The organism is Chryseobacterium urinae, from assembly GCF_030518295.1.
Taxonomy (GTDB): Bacteria; Bacteroidota; Bacteroidia; order Flavobacteriales; family Weeksellaceae; genus Chryseobacterium; species Chryseobacterium mucoviscidosis.
In genome coordinates this window covers 129,774-155,958 of record NZ_JAULSJ010000008.1, presented here as the reverse complement: position 1 = coordinate 155,958, position 26,185 = coordinate 129,774, and the positions used below count along the sequence as shown (strand labels likewise).

Annotated in this window: 16 protein-coding genes and 1 riboswitch; of the genes, 3 read left to right on the top strand and 13 right to left on the bottom strand. The window is 36.9% G+C overall.

Annotated elements, in window-relative coordinates:
* Positions 1–553 precede the first annotated feature (553 nt).
* Positions 554–1,504: a fasciclin domain-containing protein gene (locus QWT87_RS07130; RefSeq protein ID WP_116096649.1), complete on the top strand. Its 951-nt coding sequence runs from the start codon at positions 554–556 to the stop codon at positions 1,502–1,504.
* 80 nt (positions 1,505–1,584) lie between these two features.
* Here the strand turns inward: QWT87_RS07130 and QWT87_RS07125 are convergent, their stop codons facing one another.
* Together QWT87_RS07125 and scpA are read right to left on the bottom strand one after the other, a co-directional pair.
* Positions 1,585–2,085: a hypothetical protein gene (locus tag QWT87_RS07125; RefSeq protein ID WP_302715192.1), complete on the bottom strand. Its 501-nt coding sequence runs from the start codon at positions 2,083–2,085 to the stop codon at positions 1,585–1,587.
* Between the two features lie 68 nt (positions 2,086–2,153).
* Positions 2,154–4,271 (bottom strand): methylmalonyl-CoA mutase, encoded by a 2,118-nt coding sequence (scpA, locus tag QWT87_RS07120; RefSeq protein ID WP_116096647.1) that lies wholly within the window; start codon positions 4,269–4,271, stop codon positions 2,154–2,156.
* A 213-nt stretch (positions 4,272–4,484) separates the two neighbouring features.
* Between scpA and QWT87_RS07115 the strand changes: the two genes are divergently transcribed.
* Complete coding sequence (locus QWT87_RS07115) at positions 4,485–4,727, top strand: hypothetical protein (RefSeq protein ID WP_302715188.1); 243 nt, start codon at positions 4,485–4,487, stop codon at positions 4,725–4,727.
* A gap of 88 nt (positions 4,728–4,815) precedes the next feature.
* Here the strand turns inward: QWT87_RS07115 and QWT87_RS07110 are convergent, their stop codons facing one another.
* From QWT87_RS07110 to QWT87_RS07065, 10 genes are all read right to left on the bottom strand, one after another.
* Positions 4,816–7,782, bottom strand: a complete 2,967-nt coding sequence (locus QWT87_RS07110; RefSeq protein ID WP_302715185.1) for a reprolysin-like metallopeptidase — start codon at positions 7,780–7,782, stop codon at positions 4,816–4,818.
* Positions 7,783–7,888: 106 nt separating this feature from the next.
* Positions 7,889–9,934: a prolyl oligopeptidase family serine peptidase gene (locus QWT87_RS07105; protein WP_302715196.1), complete on the bottom strand. Its 2,046-nt coding sequence runs from the start codon at positions 9,932–9,934 to the stop codon at positions 7,889–7,891.
* A 137-nt stretch (positions 9,935–10,071) separates the two neighbouring features.
* Entirely contained in the window at positions 10,072–10,737 is a 666-nt protein-coding gene (locus tag QWT87_RS07100; RefSeq protein ID WP_302715183.1) for a hypothetical protein, read from the bottom strand.
* Positions 10,738–10,986: 249 nt separating this feature from the next.
* Complete coding sequence (gene prfA / locus QWT87_RS07095; RefSeq protein WP_087708166.1) at positions 10,987–12,072, bottom strand: peptide chain release factor 1; 1,086 nt, start codon at positions 12,070–12,072, stop codon at positions 10,987–10,989.
* 733 nt (positions 12,073–12,805) lie between these two features.
* Positions 12,806–14,098 (bottom strand): APC family permease, encoded by a 1,293-nt coding sequence (locus QWT87_RS07090; protein ID WP_302715180.1) that lies wholly within the window; start codon positions 14,096–14,098, stop codon positions 12,806–12,808.
* A 3-nt stretch (positions 14,099–14,101) separates the two neighbouring features.
* On the bottom strand, positions 14,102–16,525 hold the full coding sequence (locus QWT87_RS07085; protein WP_302715178.1) for a TonB-dependent receptor plug domain-containing protein: 2,424 nt from the start codon (positions 16,523–16,525) through the stop codon (positions 14,102–14,104).
* A 94-nt stretch (positions 16,526–16,619) separates the two neighbouring features.
* Positions 16,620–16,723: riboswitch (SAM riboswitch) on the bottom strand.
* 384 nt (positions 16,724–17,107) lie between these two features.
* Positions 17,108–19,945 carry an alpha-amylase family glycosyl hydrolase gene (locus QWT87_RS07080; protein WP_302715176.1) on the bottom strand — a complete coding sequence of 946 codons (2,838 nt, stop codon included), beginning with the start codon at positions 19,943–19,945 and terminating at the stop codon, positions 17,108–17,110.
* Positions 19,946–20,181: 236 nt separating this feature from the next.
* Positions 20,182–20,472, bottom strand: coding sequence for a hypothetical protein (locus QWT87_RS07075; RefSeq protein WP_185117444.1), 291 nt, complete (start codon positions 20,470–20,472; stop codon positions 20,182–20,184).
* 100 nt (positions 20,473–20,572) lie between these two features.
* Entirely contained in the window at positions 20,573–21,649 is a 1,077-nt protein-coding gene (locus QWT87_RS07070) for a serine hydrolase domain-containing protein (RefSeq protein ID WP_302715169.1), read from the bottom strand.
* Positions 21,650–21,727: 78 nt separating this feature from the next.
* On the bottom strand, positions 21,728–23,335 hold the full coding sequence (locus QWT87_RS07065; RefSeq protein WP_302715166.1) for a fumarate hydratase: 1,608 nt from the start codon (positions 23,333–23,335) through the stop codon (positions 21,728–21,730).
* Between the two features lie 319 nt (positions 23,336–23,654).
* Between QWT87_RS07065 and fumC the strand changes: the two genes are divergently transcribed.
* Positions 23,655–25,049, top strand: coding sequence for a class II fumarate hydratase (fumC, locus tag QWT87_RS07060; protein WP_302715164.1), 1,395 nt, complete (start codon positions 23,655–23,657; stop codon positions 25,047–25,049).
* A gap of 87 nt (positions 25,050–25,136) precedes the next feature.
* Here the strand turns inward: fumC and QWT87_RS07055 are convergent, their stop codons facing one another.
* On the bottom strand, positions 25,137–26,174 hold the full coding sequence (locus QWT87_RS07055) for an outer membrane beta-barrel protein (protein WP_302715162.1): 1,038 nt from the start codon (positions 26,172–26,174) through the stop codon (positions 25,137–25,139).
* Between the last annotated feature and the right edge of the window lie 11 nt (positions 26,175–26,185).

The window sequence follows — 26,185 nt, the reverse complement described above, 5'->3', positions numbered from 1 at the left end:
AGCGGCATCCTTTTTAGTTGCGACCGGAGCGAAGCGCAGGTCGTAACTAAAAAGATACAGCGGAAAGCTGGAAATAGCTTCAAATAAGAAATTATCTGCTAATTCGAAAGAAATCCTAATTTCTAAAAAAAGATTTTCGGGGAAACTGTTTTAAGTTTGAAATATTGCGCAATAAAAAACCCGAAATCTCTACGACTTCGGGTTTTGATATTTCATTGTACTGTTATTCTAAGAGTGTACCAAACCACGAAGCCTCGCCTTTGCAAAAGGCAATCCTACTGTTGAAAGCTGATTGGATATGAACATTGCTTCGTTGTTTTTAATGGTTAAACTTTATTTTACATTGCAAATATATACATTTTTCTGAATATCAAAATTATTTTTTAGTTTTTTTATTAAATCTGTAATTCTTTTTTAATCGAAACTCCTTTTTTCACCTATCTCTTTTTATGATCTAAAAGATAAACTGATAAAAAAGTAAATTTATTTTACTAAAATAAATAAAAAGGTATAATATTTGCCTATAAGATTTTACATCTTAACAAATAATATTATGAGAAATTTCATTAAACCTCTACTGTTTTCAGGAGTTGCTATGCTTAGTATTATCTCCTGCGATGACAATGATGACAACATGATGACTGAGAAAACAACTTATGAACTGGTTTCTTCAGACAGTAACTTAAGCAGTTTAAAAGCTGCCATTGACAAAGCAGGTCTTTCTGCTACTCTAAACCAAAGCGGAACGTTTACATTATTCGCCCCAACAAATGCCGCTTTTGCAACATTTTTACAAGCAAACGGATATGCAAGTCTTAATGACGTTCCTACAGATGCTCTGAAAACTCTGCTGATGAATCACGTTCTGAATTCTGAAGTAAAAGCTGCAGCAATTTCTACCGGCTATGTTTCTACTCTTGCTATGGGATCTGCTTCTTCCACAAGACCAATCAGTATGTTTATCAATACGAATGGCGGTGTAAAAATTAATGGGGTATCGAATGTTGTTGCCACAGATATTGATGCCAACAACGGAGTAATTCATAAAGTAGATGCGGTAATCGGTTTGCCAACAATCGTTACTCATGCAACGGCAAATCCTCAGTTTACGTCTTTGGTTTCTGCTCTTACAAGAAGTGATATGCCGAATTTTGTTGGAATTTTAAGCGGAACTGCCAATTCTCCGTTTACGGTTTTTGCGCCTACCAACAGTGCTTTCTCTTCTCTTCTTACTGAAATTGGAGCGGCTAATCTTGCAGCGATTCCAAAAACGACTTTGGAAAATACTTTGAAATACCACGTCGTTACTGGAGCCAATGTAGGATCTAATAATCTTACAAACAATATGATGGTTCCAACTTTCCAGGGTGGAAGTTTTAAGATTACCACAACGGGCGGTGCAAAAATTACAGATAACAACAACAGAGTTTCTAATATTATTGTAACCGACGTACAATGCAGCAACGGAATTATCCATGCAATTGATAAAGTTTTGCTACCCTAATTGTTTTTTTTCATATAATATTTAGCAAAATAGGCTGCCTCATTTGTGAAGCAGCCTATCTTATTTTTTAATTTTTATATTTAATCTTTAGATCCCAGATCATCCATCGGATCGTCCATTCCTTTGATGATATTGGAATGGTAAACTCTTTCTGATCCTAAGAAGTAAATATTGTGCCTTGCTTTTGCTATAATTCCGTTATACTCTTCTTCCGTCATTCCTTCAGGAATATCTGTTTTTTCTTCCGCAGGCTTTCTATATACCTGCAAAGCTCCGTTCTTATTCAGCACTGAATTTGCGGAAACCGCCTGTTCGAGATTATCGGCATAAACAATTACATTATTTTTTCCGATGCTGTGCTTTCTGTAAGCATTAAGCATATCATTGTCATGCGCAAAGGTATATTCAAAAAATCCTTTGGTCTGCTCATCTTCCTGATAATTGTCGGTTGACAGTCCGCTTTCAAGGTTTGATCTGGAAATAATGATATTTGCTTCATCAAAGCCGTTTTCTTTTAAATCTTTTTTAATTTCTTCTGTATCTACCGTTACAGGAAATACGGAAACTACTGTATAAGCCATAATACTTTGTTTTTTGATTATGGAATACAGTACAAAAGCTGTGCAACTTATCTGGTGAAAAGGTTAATTTAATTTAAAAATTTATCCAGAATATCTACTGCGCACTTTGGAAGATTGGTTCCCGGACCAAAAATAAAATCGGCTCCGTTTGCATACAGAAATTCATAATCCTGCTGAGGAATTACGCCTCCTACAACAATGGTAATATCATCTGCTCCGAGTTTTTTAAGTTCTTCAACCACCTGCGGAACCAGAGTTTTATGACCTGCCGCCAAAGAAGAAACTCCTAAAATATGAATATCATTTTCTACTGCCTGTTTTGCCACTTCTTCCGGAGTCTGAAATAATGGTGCCACATCCACATCAAATCCCATATCTGCAAATGCTGTTGCTACCACTTTTGCTCCTCTGTCGTGACCGTCCTGTCCCATTTTGGCAACCATTAATCGTGGACGGCGCCCTTCTTCCTCCTCAAATTTCTGAGTAAGGTGTAAGGCTTTTTCAAAATATTCGTTTTTCCCTGCGTTCATGGCATAAACTCCTGAAATTGTTCTGATGTTGGCTTTGTATCTTCCGAAGCTTTCTTCCATCGCATCGCTCATTTCTCCCAGCGTTACTCTCCTTCTCGCCGCTTCAATACATAAGGCTAAAAGATTTCCTTTTCCTGATTTGGCACTTTCACGGATTTCATCTAAAATCTGATGTACCGCTTCAGAATTTCTTTCTGCCTTTATTTTATTTAATCTTTCGATCTGCTTTCTGCGGACTTCCGTGTTATCGATGTCTAAAATTTCAATAGCATCTTGCTTTAATTCTGATCTGAAAGAATTAACCCCGATGATAAATTCTTCACCACTGTCAATTTTTGCCTGTTTTCTCGCTGCCGCTTCTTCAATTCTCATCTTTGGAATTCCAGCTTCAATGGCTTTTGTCATTCCGCCTTCCTGCTCTACCTCATCGATGTATTTCATCGCTTCTTCAATCATTTGCTGCGTTAAAGATTCAACCAGATTGCTTCCGCCCATCGGATCTACGACATCGCAGATTCCGCTTTCCTGCTGAAGAATAATCTGTGTATTTCTTGCAATTTTTGCTGAATAATCTGTAGGAAGTGCAATCGCTTCGTCCAAAGCATTGGTATGAAGAGACTGCGTTCCGCCCAACGCTGAAGATAATGCTTCAATCGCGGTTCTGGTAATATTATTGAAAGGTTCCTGTTCCGTTAAAGACCATCCTGAAGTCTGTGAGTGGGTTCTTAAAGCTAAAGATTTCGGATTCTGAGGGTTAAACTGCTTTAATAATTCTGCCCAAATATATCTTGCTGCCCTCATCTTTGCAATTTCCATGAAGTGATTCATCCCGATTGCCCAAAAAAATGAGAGTCTCGGTGCAAAATCATCAACATTCATTCCTGCTTTTATTCCTGTTCTTACGTATTCTAAACCATCTGCAAGTGTATAAGCCATTTCCAGAACCGGAGTGGCTCCGGCTTCCTGCATATGATAACCGGAAATTGAGATGGAATTAAACTTCGGAATATTCTGAGAAGTATATTCGAAAATATCTGCTATGATCTTCATGGAAGGTGCAGGCGGATAAATGTAGGTATTTCTCACCATGAATTCCTTCAAAATATCATTCTGGATGGTTCCTGAAAGCAAATCCTGAGAAACGCCCTGTTCTTCTGCCGCCACAATATAGAAGGAAAGAATCGGCAGAACGGCTCCGTTCATCGTCATGGAAACTGAAATCTGATCCAAAGGGATTTCATTGAATAAAATCTTCATATCCTCCACAGAATCAATCGCTACTCCCGCTTTTCCAACATCGCCCACAACTCTCGCGTGATCGGAATCATATCCTCTGTGTGTCGCCAGATCGAAGGCAACGGAAAGACCTTTTTGTCCCGCCGCCAGATTTCTTCTGTAAAAAGCATTGGATTCTTCTGCCGTGGAAAAACCCGCATACTGACGGATCGTCCATGGTTTCTGAACATACATTGTAGAATACGGACCTCTTAAATAAGGTGCAATTCCCGGAGAAGTCTGCGTTAATTCCTGATTTTTAACGTCTTCTGCCGTATAAGAAGATTTTAACTGTAAGCCGTCTTTCTCAAAAGGATAGACCTCTGTTTTCTTTTCGGTAATAGTGAATTGAGGAGTTTTATTCTGAACTGCCCTTCTCATAATTTCAGATTTAATAGATGGCTAAAATTACACATTTTTGAGGGAATATTTTTTAAATAAAAAAAGCGAAACTGCAAAACTGCAAAATTGCTTTTTATGTACTCACTAATCGTAATTTTTTAATATCAATTAAAGAAATAAGTACAAACTACAAACAACTGCTAAAACCTTCTTCTGAAATTTAATGAAGGAGAAAAACATTTCCCTTCTGCAATGGCGGTTTTCATATCTGTACATTATATTCTTCCAACTGTACATTACATTCTTGCAACTGAAAGTAATATTTTAGCACCTGTAAGTTATATTCTTGCGCCTGTAAGTTATATTCTTCCTACTGTAAATTACATTCTTGCAACTGAAAGAAGTATTTTAGCGCCTGTAAGTTATATTTTTATATCTGTAAACCATATTGAGATATACAGAAGTATGGTTTTCATTAGATTCTATATTATTTAATACACTTTTTTACATTTTCGGGAATGTCAGATAAAAAAATAATCCGGATAAAGTTTATCCGGATTATTTTGAATCTATGTTAAGAATATTACTTCTTGATTAACTTAGTACTGTAAGATTTCTCCCCATTTTTAATCGCAATTACATATACCCCTTTTACTAAACTGGATACATTAATAATCTGATTGCTAAGATCTCCCTGAAGCACCAGTCTTCCATCGGCACTGTAGATTTTATAATCTGCTTTACCTTTGATATTCTTCACCCCAACAAAGTCTTCTGCCGGATTCGGATATATAGAGATATCGGATTCTGCATTATTTTTAACCTCGTCCGTAGCAAGAACTGTATCGGTAATCTTCACTCTGAAGTCCATTGTTCCTCCTGCAGGACTTACAGAACCACAAGCTGAAGTAAGAGGCGTATTAAAATTACCCGCAACTCTCATTAAAGTCGTTTTATCTCCTGAATAAGCAGTTGTAGGAACTGTAAAGCTAACAGAAACCGCTCTTACACCGGAAGCATTAGGCGTACCACTGTTTGAAAGAACTTTTTCTGAAGCTTCGAATACACCATTTCTGTTATAATCGATCCAAACATTAAGTCCCATCGGATTACTAACATAATCTGAAGTAGACAAACCATATACTGCTACAGAATATGCTGTTCCTTTCACAAGATTAATTACATTGGCAGGAACCTCAGTAATATCTTTATAAGATCTGAAAGTAGCATCCACATAATTAACATTTGACAACTGAACACGCCCTATTGCTCCAAAGTAAGGAAGCGGACTGTTCAGTACACAATAATCATATCCTGTTCTAAGACCTTTTGTTTTGAAAGTATAAACTCCTGATAAAGTTCCGGGAACATTATTTACCACAGCAGAAACTCTTACTTCATAGCTGGTTTCATCTTCAAGGCCCGTTAAAGAAATTGAATTAACACTGCTTGAAGCTGTCATCCAGGTTGTATCGCCTACTTTTCTGTAGTTTACTGAATATGTTGCTCCGGGTACTGCATTCCATCCTACAATAGCTGATGTTCTCAGTACGTCCAGATCTCTTGTTTTCAAACCTGTAGGCGCATTCGTAGTAGAAGTCGGCGCAGCCGCCACTGTAATTTGTGGAGAAACCGCATAAAATACATTTCCAATTGCAGAAATTCTTAATTTAACAGCACCAGTTAAACTAGCAGGCATTTGCCCTATATAACTTCCAGTATTTGGTGTTGATGCAACCAAATCTGTCCATGTAGTTCCATTATCCGTTGTATAATCAATCTTTACATTTGATACATTATATGGTGCAGCATTTGTATTTACCGCATCCCATAAGATTGTATTTGAAGCGTTGTTGTAAAGTACTGTAGCATCAGTAATTCCATTAAATTTAAATGGCCCGTCGTTACCCACTGTAACTGTTGTTTCTGAAGAAGAAACCATTGGTCTTACCGGGTTTTCGTCTCTTACAGTAACTGCGTATTTTAAAACTCGGGGAATATAAGATACTGTTTCCCAATCAGTTTTATTAATTAAATTACCTGCCATTACAGTAGATAATTTAGGGAAATATCTTCTTCCGCTGGTTGTTCCAAAGTATGATCTTGTTAATGCTCCCACCGGATTGAATCCCCATCCGCTGTCTCCGGAAATAGAATTGGTTGTTCCTACAGTATCATACTGCTCCCAATTGTATTTAAACACATCATTCTGTGCATCAGTAGCTGAAGCTTCCAAATAATAAGCTGTTCCTTTAGGAATGGTGTAAGCTGTAAGAGGTGCAATAACCGGAGCGGTGTTTGTAGTGATCGTCTGTTCCGTACCACAAGCACTTTTGCTATCAAGATTTGTTAGAATCTGATCAATTGATGAATAGTGAAAATACGCATCAGAATTCAATTGAACGTTATCTGGGGTAATTCCCGCATATGCCATAATAGTTGTTCCTCCTCCGGGTTCAACATTTACAGCCGTTCCTTCTGTAATATTAGAAAACGTATGGTTTCCTCCAAGCTGATGTCCCATTTCGTGTGCAACATAGTCGATATCAAACGTATCTCCTACAGGATTTGTATTCTGAGTAAATGCTGATCCTTTTGCTAAAGTAGTGCTTGTTGCAGGATTTGTACAAATACATCCTATACAGCCTGCATTCCCATTTCCTCCTGCCGCATTGAAAACGTGACCGATGTCATAATTTGCATTCCCAACTTGGGAAGTTAGGGTTTGCTGTAAATTTAAATTTAAATTACCGGTATAAGGATCTGTCGTTGGATCTGTATAAATAATTCCCGGTAAATTCTGGACAAGTAATTTTATACCAAATTCTTTTTCGAAAACACCATTCACACGGGTCATTGTTGCATTCATTTGGGTTACTGTATTTGTAATTCCTCCTGAAGGGTCAAACAGTTTTGTATATTCTCCCGTTGTAGAAAGCGCCAAACGATACGTTCTGTATTTTGTAATAGAAGGTCTGTTTGTAATTCCTACACTAGAAAGATTTTTTTTTCCGTTTTCTAAAAGAGATTTAATATCCTTGATATTTTTTTCTTCTGTACCACATTCAAACCCTTGGTCGCTCTGTGTTCTCTTGGATTTATAAAAAACGCCGTATGTTTTTTTATCCTTAGTAATAGGTTCTATAAACTGAAATACACCATCTTTAATAATCATTGTCTGGATTTCAGTAGGCGATGTACTAAATCTAAGATATTTTGAAGGATCATCCACTCCTACACCTACGTAAGATCCAAGCCCGTAGGTATCTGCCATAGATTTTTCCATAACAGGATTGCTATATACCGCAAACTTTTCAACTTTACCCTCTACAGTCGGTAAAGAAATAATAACAGGTTTTGCTCCATTTCCTGTCTCAACAGCATCTTTCAAAAGGTTTCTAAGTGTTGGTAAGTCTACTTTGTAAGCATACTTCACTTCAACTTCTTTTCTAATTTCAGAAACTTTCTGAGAAGATGGCTCCCATCTTTGTGCATAAGCAGAGGTAGCAATACCCGCTAAAGCACAAACCAGTAAAATTCTTTTTTTCATAATAGCCAATTAATATTTTTAAATATTCTAAACAAATATAACTTGAATGGAAAATTACAAAAAAAATGGCTAACATTTAATATATCAGCCATTTTTAACATTTTGATTATTTTTTCAGGTTTTTAATCCCCATTTCATACAAGGCAAAAGAAATCAGATCTGCATTTTCTCCGATTACCTGTTCTGTAGATCTTCCGGCTCCGTGACCTGCGTTTTTCTCAATTCTTAGTAAAATCGGGTTGTTACAAGCCTGTTTTTCCTGTAATTCTGCACCAAATTTAAAAGAATGCGCCGGAACTACTCTGTCGTCGTGATCACTGGTGATAATCATGGTTGAAGGATAACACGTTCCTGCTTTTACATTATGAACCGGAGAATAAGATTTTAAATAGTCAAACATTTCTTTGTTGTCTTCCGCAGTTCCGTAATCGTAAGACCAGCCTGCTCCTGCGGTAAATTTATTATATCTCAACATATCCAAAACTCCCACTCCCGGAAAGGCAACTTTGGCTAAATCCGGACGCATCGTCATCGTAGCTCCTACCAGCAAACCGCCGTTTGATCTTCCTGAAAGTGCCATAAACTGTTTGGAAGTATAGCCTTTGCTCTGTAAATATTCTCCTGCTGCGATGAAATCTTCAAAAACATTTTTTTTCTGCATCTTCGTTCCTGCATCATGCCATTTTTTACCGTATTCTCCGCCACCACGAATGTTCGGAACGGCATAGATTCCGCCATTTTCCATCCAGATCGCATTTACAACAGAAAACGCAGGCTGTAAACTGATGTTGAATCCTCCGTAAGAATAAAGTATCGTAGGATTTTTACCGTTAAGTTTTGTTCCTTTCTTATAATTAATCATCATCGGAATTTTAGTTCCGTCTTTTGAAGTGTAGAAAACCTGTTCAGAAACATAATCTTCGGGATTGAATTTCACTTTTGGCTTCTGATACACTTCAGATTTCCCTGAATCTGCGTTAAATTTATACGTTGTTCCGGGAGTGATGTAATTCGTAAAAGAAAAGTACAGTTCTTTCTCTGTTTCCTTGCCTCCGAATCCGGAAACATTTCCTTTTCCGGGAAGGGAAATTTCACGAATCAGTTTTCCGGTTCTGTCATATTGTTTTACCTGATCAATGGCATCAATCATGTAAGTTGCGAAGAAATATCCTCCTCCTGTTGTAATTCCTAAAACATTTTCGGTCTGAGGAATAACATCTTTCCATGTTTCGGGAGCCGGATTTTTGATGGAAGTTTTTACCAGACGCATATTCGGAGCATCTTTATCCGTAAAAATATACAGATCATCACCCTGCGTATCAACAATGCTCACATTGATATCAAAACCTTTATTAATCTGAACAAAATCGCCGCCGTTCTTCAGATCCTTTATATACAGTTCATTTCCGTTGGTTGCGTTGGCTGCAGAAATAATCAGATATCTTTGATCTTCGGAAACTCCCGCTCCTAAATATCTTCTCGGTGTTTTTTCTCCGCCAAAAATCAACTGATCATCGGATTGTTTGGTTCCCAGTTTATGAAAATACACTTTGTGCTTGTCTGTCATTCCGGAAAGTACGGTTCCTTCTTTTGGTTTGTCATAGCTTGAATAATAGAAACCTTCATCACCCTGCCATGAAATTCCGCTGAATTTTACATCAACAAGGGTTTCATCAATCTGTTTTTTTGTAACAGCATCGATGATGATGATTTTGTTCCAGTCGCTTCCTCCTTCCGAAATAGAATACGCAGCCAAATTTCCTTTTTTGTTGAAAGAAAGCTGTGAAAGTGAAGTGGTTCCTTTTTCTGAAAATTTATTCGGATCCAGAAAAACTTCGATTGCTTTTGTTTTGTTGTGGGTTCTGTATAAAACCGACTGCGCCTGCAATCCATCATTTTTATAATAATAGGTATATTCTCCTTCTTTGAAAGGTGCCGAAATCTTTTCATAATTCCAGATGTCTCTCAACTGGTTCTTGATTTCGTCTCTGAAAGGAATTTTCGAAAGATAATCCTGACTGTGTTTTACCTCATCATCTACCCACTTTCTGGTGGCTTCAGAATCATTCTCCAAATCCCGGTACGGATCTGCAACGGCAGTTCCGAAATAGGTATCGGTTTGTGTTCCTTTAACTGCTTTTGGATAATTCATTTTTTGTGAATAAAATGTTGCCGAAAAAAGAACTCCGGCTGTTAATAAAATGGGTGTGATTTTCATATTAAGCTATTTTGCCAAAAATAAGGAATCTGTTTTAAATAAAAAAAGCTGTCCTAAAACAGCCTTAATTTTTAATTGAAATTTCTCAGATAAAATTCATTTAGCTTCCAGTTTAATTCCTGTGGACCTCCGTTCCAGTAGTAAATGGCGTCATCAACCTTAATCTGATAAAGGTTGAATTTCTGTTCTGTGGAAACGATTTTGTCTGCTTTTTTTAACTGATTGGTAACATCAATAAGGTATTTCTTCATTTCTCCTGCACCTATTTTTTTAATATCTCCCATATTAAGCATCAGATTATGAGAAGGCACTTTAAAACTTGCTTCGTATGTAACTTCAGAGAATCCGTTTCCTTTAAATCTTTCATCATTTACGGTTTTAATTTCTTTTATCCTGTATTTCGCCTCGGCAAAATTCTGCATTAAAGCGCTGAAATAATTTTTAACTTCAACGGAGCACGCAGATGCCACATTTACAGAAAGACCGGAAAGAAAAAGTTGGGTATAATCATCAATCTTTTCGTTGTAGGTGTCTTTAAGTTTCATTTTGTGGGTACTTTCTTTTCCCAGAAAATTAATAAGATAACTGTTGAGTTCTTTTACAGATTCATCATCATATTTAACGAAAGAATTAAAGTAAAGATTAAAAACACTTTCAGGCTTTAGAATATTTTGGGATTTTAAGCTTTGAAAGCAAAAGAGAAGTATTGCCAGAAAGGCAATATGAAGTTTTTTCATAAGTACGTTACATTTTTCAATTTTAGTGTATAAAAACACCTGAACGATCAAGAGTTGATGTAAAAGTACATTAATTATACTATGAAAACTTTTTTTTCCTAAATTATTTTTAAACAAGCATTTACAAAACAACATAATCAATTGATTTAAAAACATTTAAACATCACATAATTTAAACAATGAATTAAGCTCAAAATAAAAGTCTCCGAAATACTCCGGAGACTTACAAAAGATTTTATGGTAAAGATTTTATAAACTTTCTTCTTCGCCTTTCATTTTTTCGGCATTTTCTGCCATGATAACGGCATCGATCATCTCAGAAATATCTCCGTTCATGTATGCATCTAAGTTATACATGGATTTGTTGATTCTGTGATCGGTAACTCTTCCCTGAGGATAATTGTATGTTTTGATCTTTGCAGAACGGTCTCCCGTAGAAACCATTGTCTTTCTCTGTGCCGCAATATCTCCCTGAACTTCCTGCAATTTGATGTCGTACAATTTTGCACGAAGCATTTCCATCGCCAATTCACGGTTGGCTAACTGCGAACGAGCCTGCTGACAAACCACCACCAATCCTGAAGGTTTGTGCGTAAGCTGAACTTTAGTTTCCACCTTGTTAACGTTCTGCCCTCCTGCTCCACCGGAACGCGAAGTCTGCATTTCGATATCTGCCGGATTAATTTCCACATCCACTTCTTCAGCTTCCGGAAGAACTGCAATGGTAATGGCAGAAGTGTGAACTCTTCCCTGAGATTCTGTTTCAGGAACACGCTGTACACGGTGAACTCCGGATTCGAATTTCATGATTCCGTACACGCCTTCACCTTCCACTTTCATGATGAGTTCTTTATACCCTTTCGCCGCTTCGTTGGAATCTGTAACCTCATGTCTCCATCCTTTCGTCTTGAAGTACATGGAATACATTCTGTAAATGTCTTCCACGAAGATGGCTGCTTCATCACCTCCAGTTCCGGCACGAAGTTCCACGATAACGTTTTTGTCATCAGCAGGATCTTTAGGAATTAATAAAACTTTTAATTCTTCTTCCAGTCCCGGAATTTTTTCCAGTGCTTCATTTTTTTCGATTTTTGCCAGTTCCACGAAATCTTTATCAGATCCGTCGGCAATAATTTCGTCGGACTCTTCAATCGTATCCAACGCTCCTTTATATTGATCGTAAACTTTTACAATTTTCCCCAAATCGCTATATTCTTTGTTCAAAGAAGAATATCTTTTTTGGTCTGAAATAACATCAGGCTGTATAATAAGGTCTGCCACCTCATTATATCTCTGTTTTATAGCTTCTAATTTTGGAATTAATGATTTAGACATTATGAAAATTTTGTGGGTGCAAAGATACGGATTATTAATTCAATTTTAAAACTAATAGTTTGTCATCCTGAATGAAGCGTATGCGTATTGAAGAATCTTTTTTTAACTCAATGTTTGCAAGAGTTTTTGAATTTGTTGCTTTTTAAGCGCAATGTTCACAAGGATTTTCTTTTAAATGATAGCAATTACTTTTCGGTCGCAAAGGCGTTTCACTCAGCAAGTGATAAAAATGTGTAAATGATTTCTTACGTAATAGCTTGGTGAAATTAAGGCGTCTCCAAACGATATCAAAAATATAATTCTGCTATCATTGGCTGAGTGAAACGCCCTTGCGAACAATTTTTTTCAAAGTTGGTTCCATTATCCTTGCGAACCCTGCGTTAAAAACAACATGTAATTGTAATGATTTAACACCAAAATTTAAAAGTTCAAATAATATTCTTAATGATTCAATTCTTTTAACGCAATGTCCGCAGGATTTTTCTTTTAAAATGATGATGTTGATTTCGGTCGCAAAGGCGTTTCACTCAGCGAATGATAAAAATGTATAAATGATTTCTTACGTAATAACTTCTTGAAATTAAAGTGCCTCAAATGATTTCAAAAATATAATTCTGCTACCATTAGCTGAGTGAAACGCCCTTGCGAACGGAGTCTTTTTCAATGCTGGTTCCATTATCCTTGCGAGCTGTGGGTTAAAAACAATTTTTGATTGTTTTATGATTAATTTAAATTAGCGTGATAATTTATTATCAATTATATACAAAACAATTCCCACCGCAACAATTCCTAATCCGATGATGCTTTCTTTAGGATTATGAATCAGCGTGAAATACAAAATGTAAATGCTGAATAACAAAAAAACTGTCGGAAATACGTAAAACAGATTGGATTTGAATATCTTTCGGTCTTCTTTTTTAATGAAATACGCCGTAGAAATTGCCAGACTGGCAAATAACTGCAGAATAAAGGCGGTATAAACAAAGATCTCCTTAAAACTTCCCGTTAAAATAATCAACGTTGCAATCACGGCATGGGCAAAAATCGCACGGACAGGAATTCCCTTTTTATTTCCGACCGATAGAGACTTCCAGAGTCTGTTTTCTTTTGCAAAAGCCTGTGTCAAACGGGAACCTACCCACAAATAACCGCTGATGGTGGCGACTAACTGTAAAGCAATAAAAATATTAACTATTTTACCAAAAGTATTTCCCAGCATATTATTGGCAGCTTCTCCCATTACATCTTCTTTTCCCGCCAACTGATCTACCGGAGCATGCTTCAGCATGATAAAATTAACCAAGAGATAACAAACGGTTACGAAAACAGTTCCTACAATGAGTGATTTTGGTAGGTTTTTCTGAACATCTTTTATTTCTCCCGCAATGTAGGAAGCAGAATTCCAGCCGGTGTAAGAATACGTTACAAAAACCAAAGACGTTGCAAAAGCCGGAAGCATGATTTCCTTTTGCCATGAATCATCTAATTTCAGGCTGTTCCCAATTGTTTCTGAGTCTGAAATTCCGATTCCAATGATAATGAGAACAATGATGAACGCAATTTTTATCAATGTAAAAAAATTATGAAATCTGCTTGAAGCCTGTAAGCTGAATGACAAAAAAACGGAAACCAGAAAGATGATTCCGATGGCAAAGCTGTTTCCAAAAGAAACATCGAAAGCAGAAAGATATTTCGACATCGCCAAAGCTGCCAATGCAACGGGAGAGGAAAACCCGATGATGAGGGAAATCCAGCTCACGAGATAGCCTAAAAGCGGGTGATAGGTTTCTTTCAGATAAATAAAATCTCCGCCGTTTCCTTTGAAATGAGAACCTAATTCGGCATAGCAAAAGGCTCCGAACAAAGCAAGAATTCCTCCAATGAACCAAAGGAGGAATATGCTGTAGGTATTCGTAATGTCGGTAAGCTGAAAACCGAGTGTTGTAAAAATTCCGGTTCCGATCATATTCGAAACAACAATTGCCACTGCGGTTTTCCAGCCGATCTGGTGTGAAGTTGAATTCATTAATTAAAATGTAAAATTAAGCCTTCCGAAGAAGTAATTTCCGAGTGTTCCCATCTGCACCGGAGCATATTTGAAAACCCCAAAATACGAATTTTCATAAATCTGAAGATCCGGAAAGACATCAAACACATTATTGGCTCCGACGGTTAAGTTAATATTTTTTGTGAAATCATATCCTACACTCACATCGGTTACTACTTTGGGATTAAATTCCTGAACTCCTCCAAACGGATATCCGTCGCGGATCACTTTCCCGAAGTAAGTATTTCTCACCAGAAAATTAAATTTTCCAACTCCGTAATTCAATCCTAAAGAAGCTTTGGTTTTGGGTGATAAACTTTCGATGATATTGATCTGATCCGGTCCGAAAAATTCATTCTGCGGTGTCTGAAGATTAGCAGGGAAATGGAAATCTGTAATTTTTGTTTCGGTATAATTTCCGGCAAGATTGATATTTAAATTGCCTCCTCCTATTTTCCAGTCGTAGGCAACTACCAGATCTACTCCTTTGGTTTCCGTATCAACGGCATTGGCAAAAAATCTTCCGCTTTCCACACCATAAACCGCCAATCGGTCATCTGTAATATTACTTGTAATCACGATTCGGTCTTTCACTTTAATTAAATATCCGTCAACCGTAATAGAAAGTTTATTTACCGGCTTTAAAGTAAATCCAACGCTTCCGTTCACCGAAGTTTCCTGTTTTAATTTGTCGAAGCCAAGTGCTTTTGCTGCTTCGCTGTCGTTATTAAAAATTCCTTTGGTAACAATTGAATTTCCTGTGGTGGAAATATCTGCATAAGAATTGTTAAAATACTGCTGCTGAAGAGATGGCGCTCTAAAGCCTGTTCCCACCGCAGCACGAACTGCATAATTTTTTACAAATTCGTACCTTACCGCCAATTTTCCGTTCAGTGTACTTCCAAAATCTGAATAGTTTTCGAATCTTCCGGCAAGGTCTACATTTAATTTTTTATCCAGATCATAAGAAACATCGGCATAAACCGCAGTTGAATGTCTGGATTTTGAAAGTGCGTTTTGTGGTGAAAATCCAATAAACGACTGCGCTCCTCCTGCTCCGGAGATATTATCCGGATTGGTAGTTGCCGTCACAGGATTTCCGAAAATATCATATCTCATATAGGAAGCCTGATCTCCTGCTTTAATGTCGTACTGCTCAAACCTGAATTCTCCACCGAATGCGATATTGAAGTTCCTGATGTTTTTTGAAACATCAAGATTAATTGTATTCTGAAGAAAACTGTGTGCTCCCGCATAAAAATCTGTTGGTGACTTGGCTCCTAAAGATGCATTAACGGTGTTGCTTACATCATAATTGAATGTATTGCTTCCGAATGTATTGCTAAGGTCAAAAAACCAGTCGTCTTTATTATATTTTGCTCCGACTGCATAAGAAATGTCATAGATTTTCGAGCCTAAAGCCGGCTGAAAACCGTTCGGATAAATAGAATAAACATTGTTTGAAGTTTCACTCGGCAATCTTCTGAAACCGTAACCCTGCCCTTCTTTAATACTGAAGCCTCCGAAGGAATATATTTTAAACTGATCGTTCAAAGGATATTCGGAATTAAAAAATAACTGCGCCTGCTTTATTTTTGCATCACCGATCTGGAAATTAAAATCATCCCGGGTTAAACCATTGGCAAGAATTTTCTGATCGTCCAGCGCTTTTGCAGCATTAAAATCCGGAGCAAAATCATACGCGAAATTATCACCGTAAATATCAAGATTATGATTCTGCGTTCTTGTTGTTTTTCCTCGTTGGTTTAATTGCAGGGATAAACTGATATAGCCGTCTTTTTTCCCTAAAGAAGTTCCGTAGTTGGCTGCTGCCTGATAGGTTTCGCCATCATTTCTTCCGGAAATTCCGTAATTAAGGCTGGCTGTTCCGCCAAGATTCTTTTTGAGGATAATATTAATAACTCCTGCAATGGCATCGGAGCCGTATTGTGCTGCTGCACCATCTCTCAGAACTTCAATTCTGTCGATGGCGATTACCGGAATGGTGCTTAAGTCTGTTCCTACAGAGCCGTTTCCGACTGTATTCTGATAATTAACTAAAGAAGTAGTATGTCTTCTTTTTCCGTTAACGAGAACCAGAACCTGATCAGGTCCCATTCCTCTCAAAGTAACAGGATCGATATGTTCTGTACCGTCTGAAGCCGACTGCCGGACTGAGTTGAAAGACGGGATAACATAATTCAGTAAATCCTGAACGGTAATTTGCGGTGAAGACTGCTGTATTTTTTCGATGTTGATGATGTCTACCGGAACCGGTGTTTCCAGTTTTGTGCGTTTTGCATTTCGGTTTCCTACAATTACGACATCTTCTATCTGCTGTTCTTTTTCCTGTGCCGATAAAAATCCTATTGCTAAAAGGAGTACGCTTACGCTGAGTTTTTTCATTCTATTCAGTGCTTTAAAAAAATTAATTTAAAATGGTTTGCCGAAACAAACATAAAGACCTTCAAGAAGCTGGAATTCATACGGAATACAGAATCACTTATCTTCCCCCAATCGGGTTGGAATTAGCACCTTTTCATCAGAAAATGTCGGTTGCTAAGGTTTCTCAGGGCCAAATCCCTCCACCTTTCTTGATAAATCTACTGCAAAAGTAGACTAATAATTTTTAATCTGCAAACCAATTTAGAATTTGAATTTTTCAGAGCTGCCAAAATTGTGAATAAGATGTGGATAACGCGTGAATTATGTATTAGGAACATATTAATTTCATGTTGGTATGCAAAAATTAATTGTAGATAAACAATTTTTCAATTGTGAGTAAAATATGAATAACCTATTGGTAAAGTATGAATATGATATGGAAAACCTTCTATTTTAGTGTGGAAAAAATTGTGAATAAAGTATTGAAAAGCCGTTAGTATCGTATTAACAAACTCTGTTTTCACTGCGGATAAAATATGAATAAACAAAAAAAGAGACCGCTTTCGCGATCTCTCCATATAAACTTTTGAAGTTATCCACAGGTTATTTCACAATCATTTTCTGGATTGAAACTCCCGTATCTGATTTTAAATGAACCAAATACGTTTCTGCAGGATAATTTGTTTTTAATTCGTACGTTCCGTTTTCATTATTCAATTTAAATGAATCCATTTTTTTACCGCTCATATCGTAGATAAAGACTTCCCCATTCTTCGCTTTGTGGTAAATTAATTTAGCCACACCATTTTTCACAGGGTTATCCGCAATCTGTAAAGAAAGCTTATTTTCGGCATTCATGTCTGTTGTGGATAAAATTCCCACATAATTACCGAAAATTCTGAATTCTCCCGGCTGAAGAGTAATCGGAGCCGTTGTAGAAGTTACATTAGAAACAGAGTTATCCATTAGATTCTGCCACTGACCTACATACGGAAAATACGGAACCACACTTTGAGCTGCCGTTGTGTAATTTGCTAACACCACTACATTTTTCACTCCGTTCGTAATTGCGTTGTCGTAAACGTAAATTCTCGTAATTAATCCATTCGGATCGTTTGCCAGATTATTGGATTCTACAGTATATGTTTTTGACTTGAAAACCGGATAGATATTTCTGAAATTGATAATCTTCGCCCAGGTATCATAAACCGCTTTTCTGTTCACATCTGTATCATATCCTAAAGTAAATGCAATCGGCTTTTCATCGGTTCTGCAACCGTTATTAATGGTTCCGTTTGTACATCTGTTGATACTGAATTCGTATCCAAGTTCTCCGAACTGCCAGATCATTTTCGGACCGGGAATAGTGAAGAACGTCGCTCCGAAAGCTTTCATTCTGTCTAAAGCTGTATTAAGGTTTTTAACATCATAGCTTCCGTTTACCGCACCATAAGCAAGATTTTTAAACATTAATCTTTCTTCATCATGACTTTCTCCGTAACCTACCGCTCTCATTTCAGAGAATCCATGCAGCGTATGATTCATTCTGTCGAAATTACTGTTTTCTTTATAGCCCATTGTATTCTGGTTATAAGATCCGTTCTGGTTATTCCACATCATTACTCCTTTTCCTTCTGCAACTCTGTAGTTTGCCCACTGCTGCTCTTCGGCATCAGTTCCCAAATGTTCAAAAATCATGTAAGAATTCGGATCAAGAGCCCATTGTTTGTCTGCATAGTATTTCAGGATATCTACTCTGTCCTGCTGATAAGCGTTTGTACAGGTTTCGTCGTTTTCAGAACAGCTTTGCGTGAACCCTTTGGTTAAATCCCAACGGAAACCATCTACATGATATTCCGTTAACCATTGCTGAAGGCATCTTTCAACGTAATATTTCGTTGAAGTACTTGTATGGTTAAAATCATTGAATACATTATAAGAATGTTTAGGAACCTGATTGAAGTAAGGATTATTGGCAGCAATATCTCCGTAACCATCTCCATCCGGATCAACATTCCAAAGTCTTGCGAGCGGAGAACGACCTGTTGCATGATTGAAGGCAATATCCAGAATTACAGCAATTCCGTTCTGGTGACACAAATCTACAAATTCTTTGAATTTTTCCGGTGTTCCGTACGCTTTGTCTAATGCATAATGGAAAGACGTGTTGTATCCCCAAGAAAGATTTCCTTCGAATTCCATGATAGGAAGCAATTCGATCGCATTAATATTCAGATTTTTCAGGTATGAAATCTTACTAATTAAAGACTGCCAGTTTTTTTCCTGCGTAAAGTCTCTTAACAACAATTCATACACGACAAGATTTTCTTTTGCCGGACGCTGAAAATTCGTAATCTGCCAGTTATATGGAGTCTGCCCTGTTTTAAACATAGAAACCTCAAAGCCTTGTCCGGCAGGAAATGCTGGTAAATTCGGATAAGTTGTAGAAGAAATGTACTGATCGTCATAAGAAGAAAGAATCTGTGGAGAGTAAGGATCTGCTACTTTTCTCAAATCATTAGTCCTGTATTGGAAGGTATACAATTGCTGAGGCGTTAATCCACTCAGTTCGATCCAGTATAAATCCGGATTTGCAGTATCTCTTTTCATCAAATAAGCATCGTTCACAGCCCAGTTATTAAAACTTCCGATCACATGAACGAAATTTTTAGACGGAGCATACAAAGCCAATCCTACTTTTGTGTTATCGGTTGGATGATAATTGATCCCCTGTCTTATCCATGACGGAATTGCTTCTGAAATCACATTTCTCGGAACCTGCAAAATAAAAGTTGAGCTTTTTGAAGCCGAACCCTGCGTTGCAATCAGCTCCATATTAGCATCTCCTGTTACCGTGTAGTTATAAGAATACGAAGTTGAAGCCGCAGAAGTAGAATTTACAACCGTTCCGTTGGCTTTAAGCTGAAAAGTTGCATTCACATTGGTTGTAGCCGTGATGTTAATGGAATTTCCCGTCGGAACAGACGTTAAGCTGTTTGCAGCAGGATTTGTCATCGTTAAATTCAGAATTCCTACGTTGACAAAAATATCCGGAGTTGTCTGGTGTGCTCCGGTTTTATCTTTCAGTAAAAAACCAAATCTTCCGATCCCTGTTCTTGCATAAAAAGTAGTTGGCGTAAAAGACAGAGAGTACGTGTCCGTAGCAGCATTATAACTTAATCGATTAATTTCACTGGAATTATTCCAGCTTCCGTTCGTAGGGCAGTCCTGACTATTCTGATAGTTCGTATCTAAAGACCAAGTCCAGATATAAATGGCATTGTTTGAAACTCCCCATGCCGTTTCGTCAATCTGATTTCCGGGCACGGTTAATGTTATTGCATCCGTTTCATTAAACGGATTAGGGGTAATTGTATAGCTTATCTGACCAAAGATATTGGCTAAGATAAACAACAATATACCGGAATAGAATTTTTTCATATAATTCATCCTTTTAAGGTTAATTCAATACTAAAGTAAATTATTTTTCGAAAAAAAAATCAACTTTTATTGAAAAACAAAACTTTACACATATTAAATAATATGCTTTGAATAACACTTAACTGTTTGAATGATAGAAATAAAAAAAACCACTTATCTCGATAAGTGGTTTATATATGTTGTTTTGCTTTGATATTGCTTTCTCAGAATTCAGGTGAGAAAACAATGACAATCAATTAATGATGTCCGTGCCCGTGACTATCGTGCAAGAAAGGTCCGTTTCCTTTAGGATTGCTGTAGATTACTTCTACTCCTTCCTGCTCGTTTAGCTGCTTGCTTCTGATATCTTCCGGATTGAAAGGTTTAATTTTTCCGAAATATTCTTTCAAACCTTCTGTCAACCACATTGGAATTACCAACCCGAAGAACATAAAGATACACCAAAATCCTACAAGGAACATTGTAATGAAGAAAATTGTCCAAAGGAATTGGTAAAACGGCCAAAATGCTGATAAAATCGTTATCATTTTCTTAAAGATTTTAGGCAAAAATAGGACTTTTTATTTTTTTACACAAAAGATATACGTCCTATTTTATTATTTATTTTGATTTTAAACTATTATACCATTACTTCAAGCTGCTAATTTGACTATTTAAAACTAATTGAGCGATATCTTTTGTAATCTGTGTTGGGGAATGACAGTCGCAATTGCTGAATCCTAATACATATATATCTGCATCGGGAATATATACTCCCATAGATTTGAATCCGAAAATACTGCCTCCGTGCTCTCTTGTAGGAGTTCCGTTGATCTCTTTTAAATGCCATCCATATCCATAGGTAAACTCTTCTCCGCTGTTTAGTTTATTTTTTGTATAAAGTTTTTTAGTATGTATTTCATCAAGAATAGTATATCGATTAATAGCATCTTGCCATTTCAGCATATCTTCAACGGTTGACATTAAAGATCCGGAAGCGAATGGAACACTGTAGTTGATAACTGTCTTGTTTACAAACCCATCTTTCTTTTCATGATATCCATAAGCTCTGTTTTTGATTATCTTTCTGTCTGTAGCATAAAAAGAGTTGTTCATCCCAATTTTTTCAAAAATATTTTTCTTCACGAAATCTTCATATGTTTCTCCGGAAACTAACTCAATTAAATATCCAAGCAATACATAACCGGAATTATTATAATCAAACTTTTCTCCGGGACTAAAATCAACAGGTTCATTTTTAAAAAAATCAATCATCATTTTGGGAGTCATTTCCTTTTGTGCTATTTCTGAGATTGATTTCATTTTTGTAAAATCTTTGATTCCTGAAGTGTGGGTAAGCAAATGATGAATGGTGATAGACTTTCCATTCGGATAATCGGGAATATACTTAGAAATAGGATCTTTTATATTTAATTTACCTTTGGATTCTAAAAGTAAAATAGAAAAAGCTGTAAATTGCTTGGTCATAGAGCCTATCTGGAATACATTTTGGACAGTCATATCCGTATTCAGTTCCAAATTAGACTTACCAAATGCTTTTTCATAGATAATTTTTCCTTTTTTAGAAACAAGGAAAACACCACCGGGAGCATCTGAATCTTTAAACTCTTTTTGTATCAAACTGTCAATCTTAGCATCCGTCTGAGCAAAAGATATACTGAAAACAGTTGTACTAAATATAAATGTAAGTAAAAAATTTTTCATAATACTATTTTGTATTGCAAAGATAACTTTAAATAAGGTACCATGCAATACAAAGTAGTAATTATTTATAAACTAATTTTAGTGCGCAAGATCTGCAAAGAAATCATTTCCTTTATCATCCGTAATGATGAACGCAGGGAAATCTTTTACTTCGATTTTTCTTACGGCTTCCATTCCTAATTCCGGAAAATCTACCACCTCAACAGAAAGAATATTGTCTTTCGCTAAAATAGCAGCCGGACCTCCGATGGAACCTAAATAAAAACCTCCGTATTTGTTGCAGGCATTGGTAACGTCTTTTGTTCTGTTTCCTTTTGCCAGCATAATCATACTTCCGCCGTGGCTCTGGAATTCATCTACATAAACGTCCATTCTTCCCGCAGTTGTAGGTCCGAAACTTCCTGAAGCCATTCCTTCCGGAGTTTTTGCTGGTCCCGCGTAATAAATCGGGTGATTTTTGAAGTATTCAGGCATTGGCTGTCCTGCATCCAGTAATTCTTTGATTTTTGCATGGGCAATATCTCTGGCTACAATTAAGGTACCGTTCAGCTTCAGTCTTGTTTTGATCGGATATTTTGAAAGTTCGGCTAAAATATCAGACATTGGCTGATTCAGGTTGATTTCTACTGCTTCTTCCAGATGTGGCGGTGTTGCCGGTAAAAATCTCTTCGGATCCTGCTCCAACTGCTCTAAGAAAATTCCGTCTTTTGTAATTTTTCCTTTGATATTTCGGTCTGCTGAACAGGAAACTCCCATTCCAACCGGACAGGAAGCGGCGTGACGCGGTAATCTGATTACTCTCACATCGTGCGTTAAATATTTTCCGCCAAACTGTGCTCCGATAGCACTTTCCTGACAGATTTTCTGAACTTTTGCTTCCCACTCCAAGTCTCTGAAAGCCTGTCCTGCTTCATTTCCTTCTGTCGGAAGATTGTCGTAATATTTTGCTGATGCTTTTTTAACAGCAGCCAAATTGGCTTCCGCAGAAGTTCCGCCAATTACCAAAGCCAAATGATAAGGCGGACAAGCAGCCGTTCCCAAATCTGAAATTTTCTCTTTAATGAATTCTTCCAAAGATTTTTCGTTCAGTAAAGACTTTGTTTTTTGATACAAAAAGGTCTTGTTTGCCGAACCTCCTCCTTTCGTTAAAAATAAAAACTCGTAATAATCTCCTTTTTTAGCGTAAATATCAATCTGCGCCGGAAGATTGGAACCTGAATTTTTCTCATCAAACATCGTTAAAGGAACCACCTGAGAATATCTTAAATTTCTTTTTTGGTAAGTATTGTAGATTCCTTTGCTTAAATATTCTCCGTCATCTACGCCTGTAAAAACGTTTTCTCCCTTTTTACCCATCACAATTGCAGTTCCGGTATCCTGACAAGATGGTAAAGCTCCTTCTGCGGCTACTGCTGCATTCTGTAATAAATTATAAGCCACAAATCTGTCGTTGTCCGTAGCTTCTGGATCATCAATAATTCTTCTTAAACTTTCAAGATGCGAAGAACGAAGCATGAAAGAAACATCCGCCATTGCTTCTTCCGCCAAAAGCTCAAGCCCTTTCGGATCAATGGTTAAAATTTCTCTGTCTCCTAATTTTTCAACTTTTACATAGTCTGAAGTCAATTTTTTGTATACCGTATCATCCTTTAGAATCGGATACGGATCCTGATATCTGAAATCCATTTTACTTTTTTCTTTGGGTGCAAAAATACGGCTTACTCAAAAAAGCATGAGTAAAATCAGTAACTTAGATTGATATTTATAATGATTATAAATTGCGAGGGTTTTCTTTTCTCATTAACTTTATACGAAGATATTTTAACCACAAAAGACGCAAAAGCTTTTAAACACTTTAGTTATTTTAAGTTTAATAAATAATGCTTTAGAAGAACACATTAGTTTTAAAAATCTTCGATTTTCGTTTTGTAAAATTTAATTTTTTAAAATTTAATAATTCTTTGTGCTTTTGGGGTTAAATCAAAACTAAACAAATTTCAATCACATGAATTACAGAATAGAAAAAGACACCATGGGCGAAGTGCAGGTTCCTGCAGATAAGTTTTGGGGAGCCCAAACGGAACGTTCAAGAAATAATTTTAAGATTGGTCCGGAAGGTTCCATGCCTCATGAAATCATCGAAGCTTTTGCTTATCTTAAAAAAGCGGCGGCATTTACCAATACAGATTTAGGAGTTCTTCCTGCAGAAAAGAGAGATATGATCGCGAAAGTCTGTGACGAAATTTTAGAAGGAAAACTTAACGATCAGTTTCCTTTGGTCATCTGGCAGACCGGTTCGGGAACACAGTCGAATATGAATGTAAATGAAGTGATTTCCAATAAAGCACACGTTAACAATGGTGGAAATTTAGGTGAAAAATCGGAAATCCATGCGAATGACGATGTGAATAAATCGCAATCTTCCAACGATACTTATCCGACAGCAATGCACATCGCGGCTTATAAAAAAGTAGTGGAAACCACCATTCCGGCTGTCGAAAAACTAAGAGATACTTTAAAAGAAAAATCAGAAGCGTTTAAAGATATTGTAAAGATCGGAAGAACACATTTGATGGACGCAACGCCTTTAACATTAGGTCAGGAATTTTCAGGGTATGTCGCTCAGTTAAATTATGGTTTGAAAGCAATGAAAAATACTTTACCTCATCTTTCTGAGCTGGCTTTAGGCGGAACTGCGGTTGGAACCGGCTTAAATACACCTCAAGGTTATGATGTAAAAGTAGCAGAATATATTTCGAAATTTACGAATCTTCCTTTTGTAACCGCAGAAAATAAATTTGAAGCTTTGGCGGCTCATGACGCGATTGTAGAATCTCACGGGGCTTTAAAACAACTTTCGGTTTCTTTATTTAAAATTGCTCAGGATATCCGATTATTAGCTTCCGGACCTCGTTCCGGGATCGGGGAAATTCATATTCCGGAAAATGAGCCGGGATCATCTATTATGCCGGGAAAAGTTAATCCTACCCAAAATGAAGCAATGACGATGGTCTGCGCTCAGGTTTTAGGAAATGATACGACCATTTCTTTTGCGGGAACGCAGGGAAATTACGAACTGAATGTCTTCAAACCTGTGATGGCTTATAATTTTTTACAGTCTGCCCAACTGATTGCCGATGCATGTATTTCCTTTAACGATCACTGTGCGGTCGGAATTGAACCGAACTATGAAAGAATTAAAGAACTGGTTGATAAATCTCTGATGCTGGTAACGGCTTTGAACACGCACATTGGTTATGAAAATGCTGCAAAAATTGCCAAAACCGCCCATAAAAACGGAACTACCTTAAAAGAAGAAGCGGTAAATCTGGGACTTTTAACCGCAGAACAGTTTGACGAGTGGGTAAAACCTGAAGATATGGTAGGAAGCCTGAAATAAACTAAGAATTAAATTGTTAAATATTGTAAAAAACCGCAGGACAAATTTGTCCTGCGGTTTCCTGTTATATATAAATGTTACGTGTTTTTACCATTTGTAAGCAAGACCTATAACCAAAGCTTTGTCATTTTCAAATTGATTATCCTTGAAAAAATTGCCGAAATCTTTCTTCACGAAAATGCTGAAATCGCTGTATGAAACGGTAAACTGCGCTCCATAAATGAAAGGATTTACCTGATAATTCCCTCTTTCTCTCTGGCTGATTTCTTCGCCTTTAATAATGTTGTTTGTCGACATTCTTACTCCTCCATAAACATTTGCGCCTACTTTAAAGCCCTTCTGATAATCTCTGTACTGGATATCCATTCCTGCACTTTTCAGTTTAGAAAAATTATACTGCAACCCCAAAGGAACGATGACGTAGCCTGTTCTCAATTTGCTTTTGCTTAAATTTTTATCATAAGTCGAAAGATAAACATCCGAATTCATGTCTTTGGCAAAAAACCGGTTATTATCAATATTTAAGGTTCTCCATGAAAATCCAAGCCCGGAAATTAATCCCCAATGACTTGTTCTGCTGAACTGATAATTGAATTTCAGCCCAAATTCAAGATTTCCTGCGTATCCTAAATTTTTATCCAGATCATTATCTGCTTTATTGTTGGTGAGAATCATGGCTCCGTAAGAAAAATAGGCGGTGAAGTTCTTAGTAGGACGGAATTTCTTTAGAAGTTTTTCTTTAATTTCTTCGTTGGAAGTTACATCAGAATTCAGAAGAGAATATCTTACCTGCTTTTGAATCACAGAATCCAGATCAAAACCGAGCTCTTCAATTCGCTGATCAATTTTTTCTGAAAAACGATCGGCAACAAGAGCCTTTTGTTTGTCGAATTCAGCTTTATCCAGATTTTTAGCCTGCAGAATCAGCAATTCTGCTTCCATCAGCTTTTTTTCTTCCTGAATAATTGAATCAATTTTTCGGGCATATTCATCTACTTTTTCTTTTACTATCGGGCTTACTTCCGTATCTTCTTTAGGCTGAAGATTTAAGGTAAGATTTTTCTGAGAATAGGCTGTACCTGATAAAAGGCACAATAGTCCCATCATGATCATTTTTTTAATCATAGTATTATTTT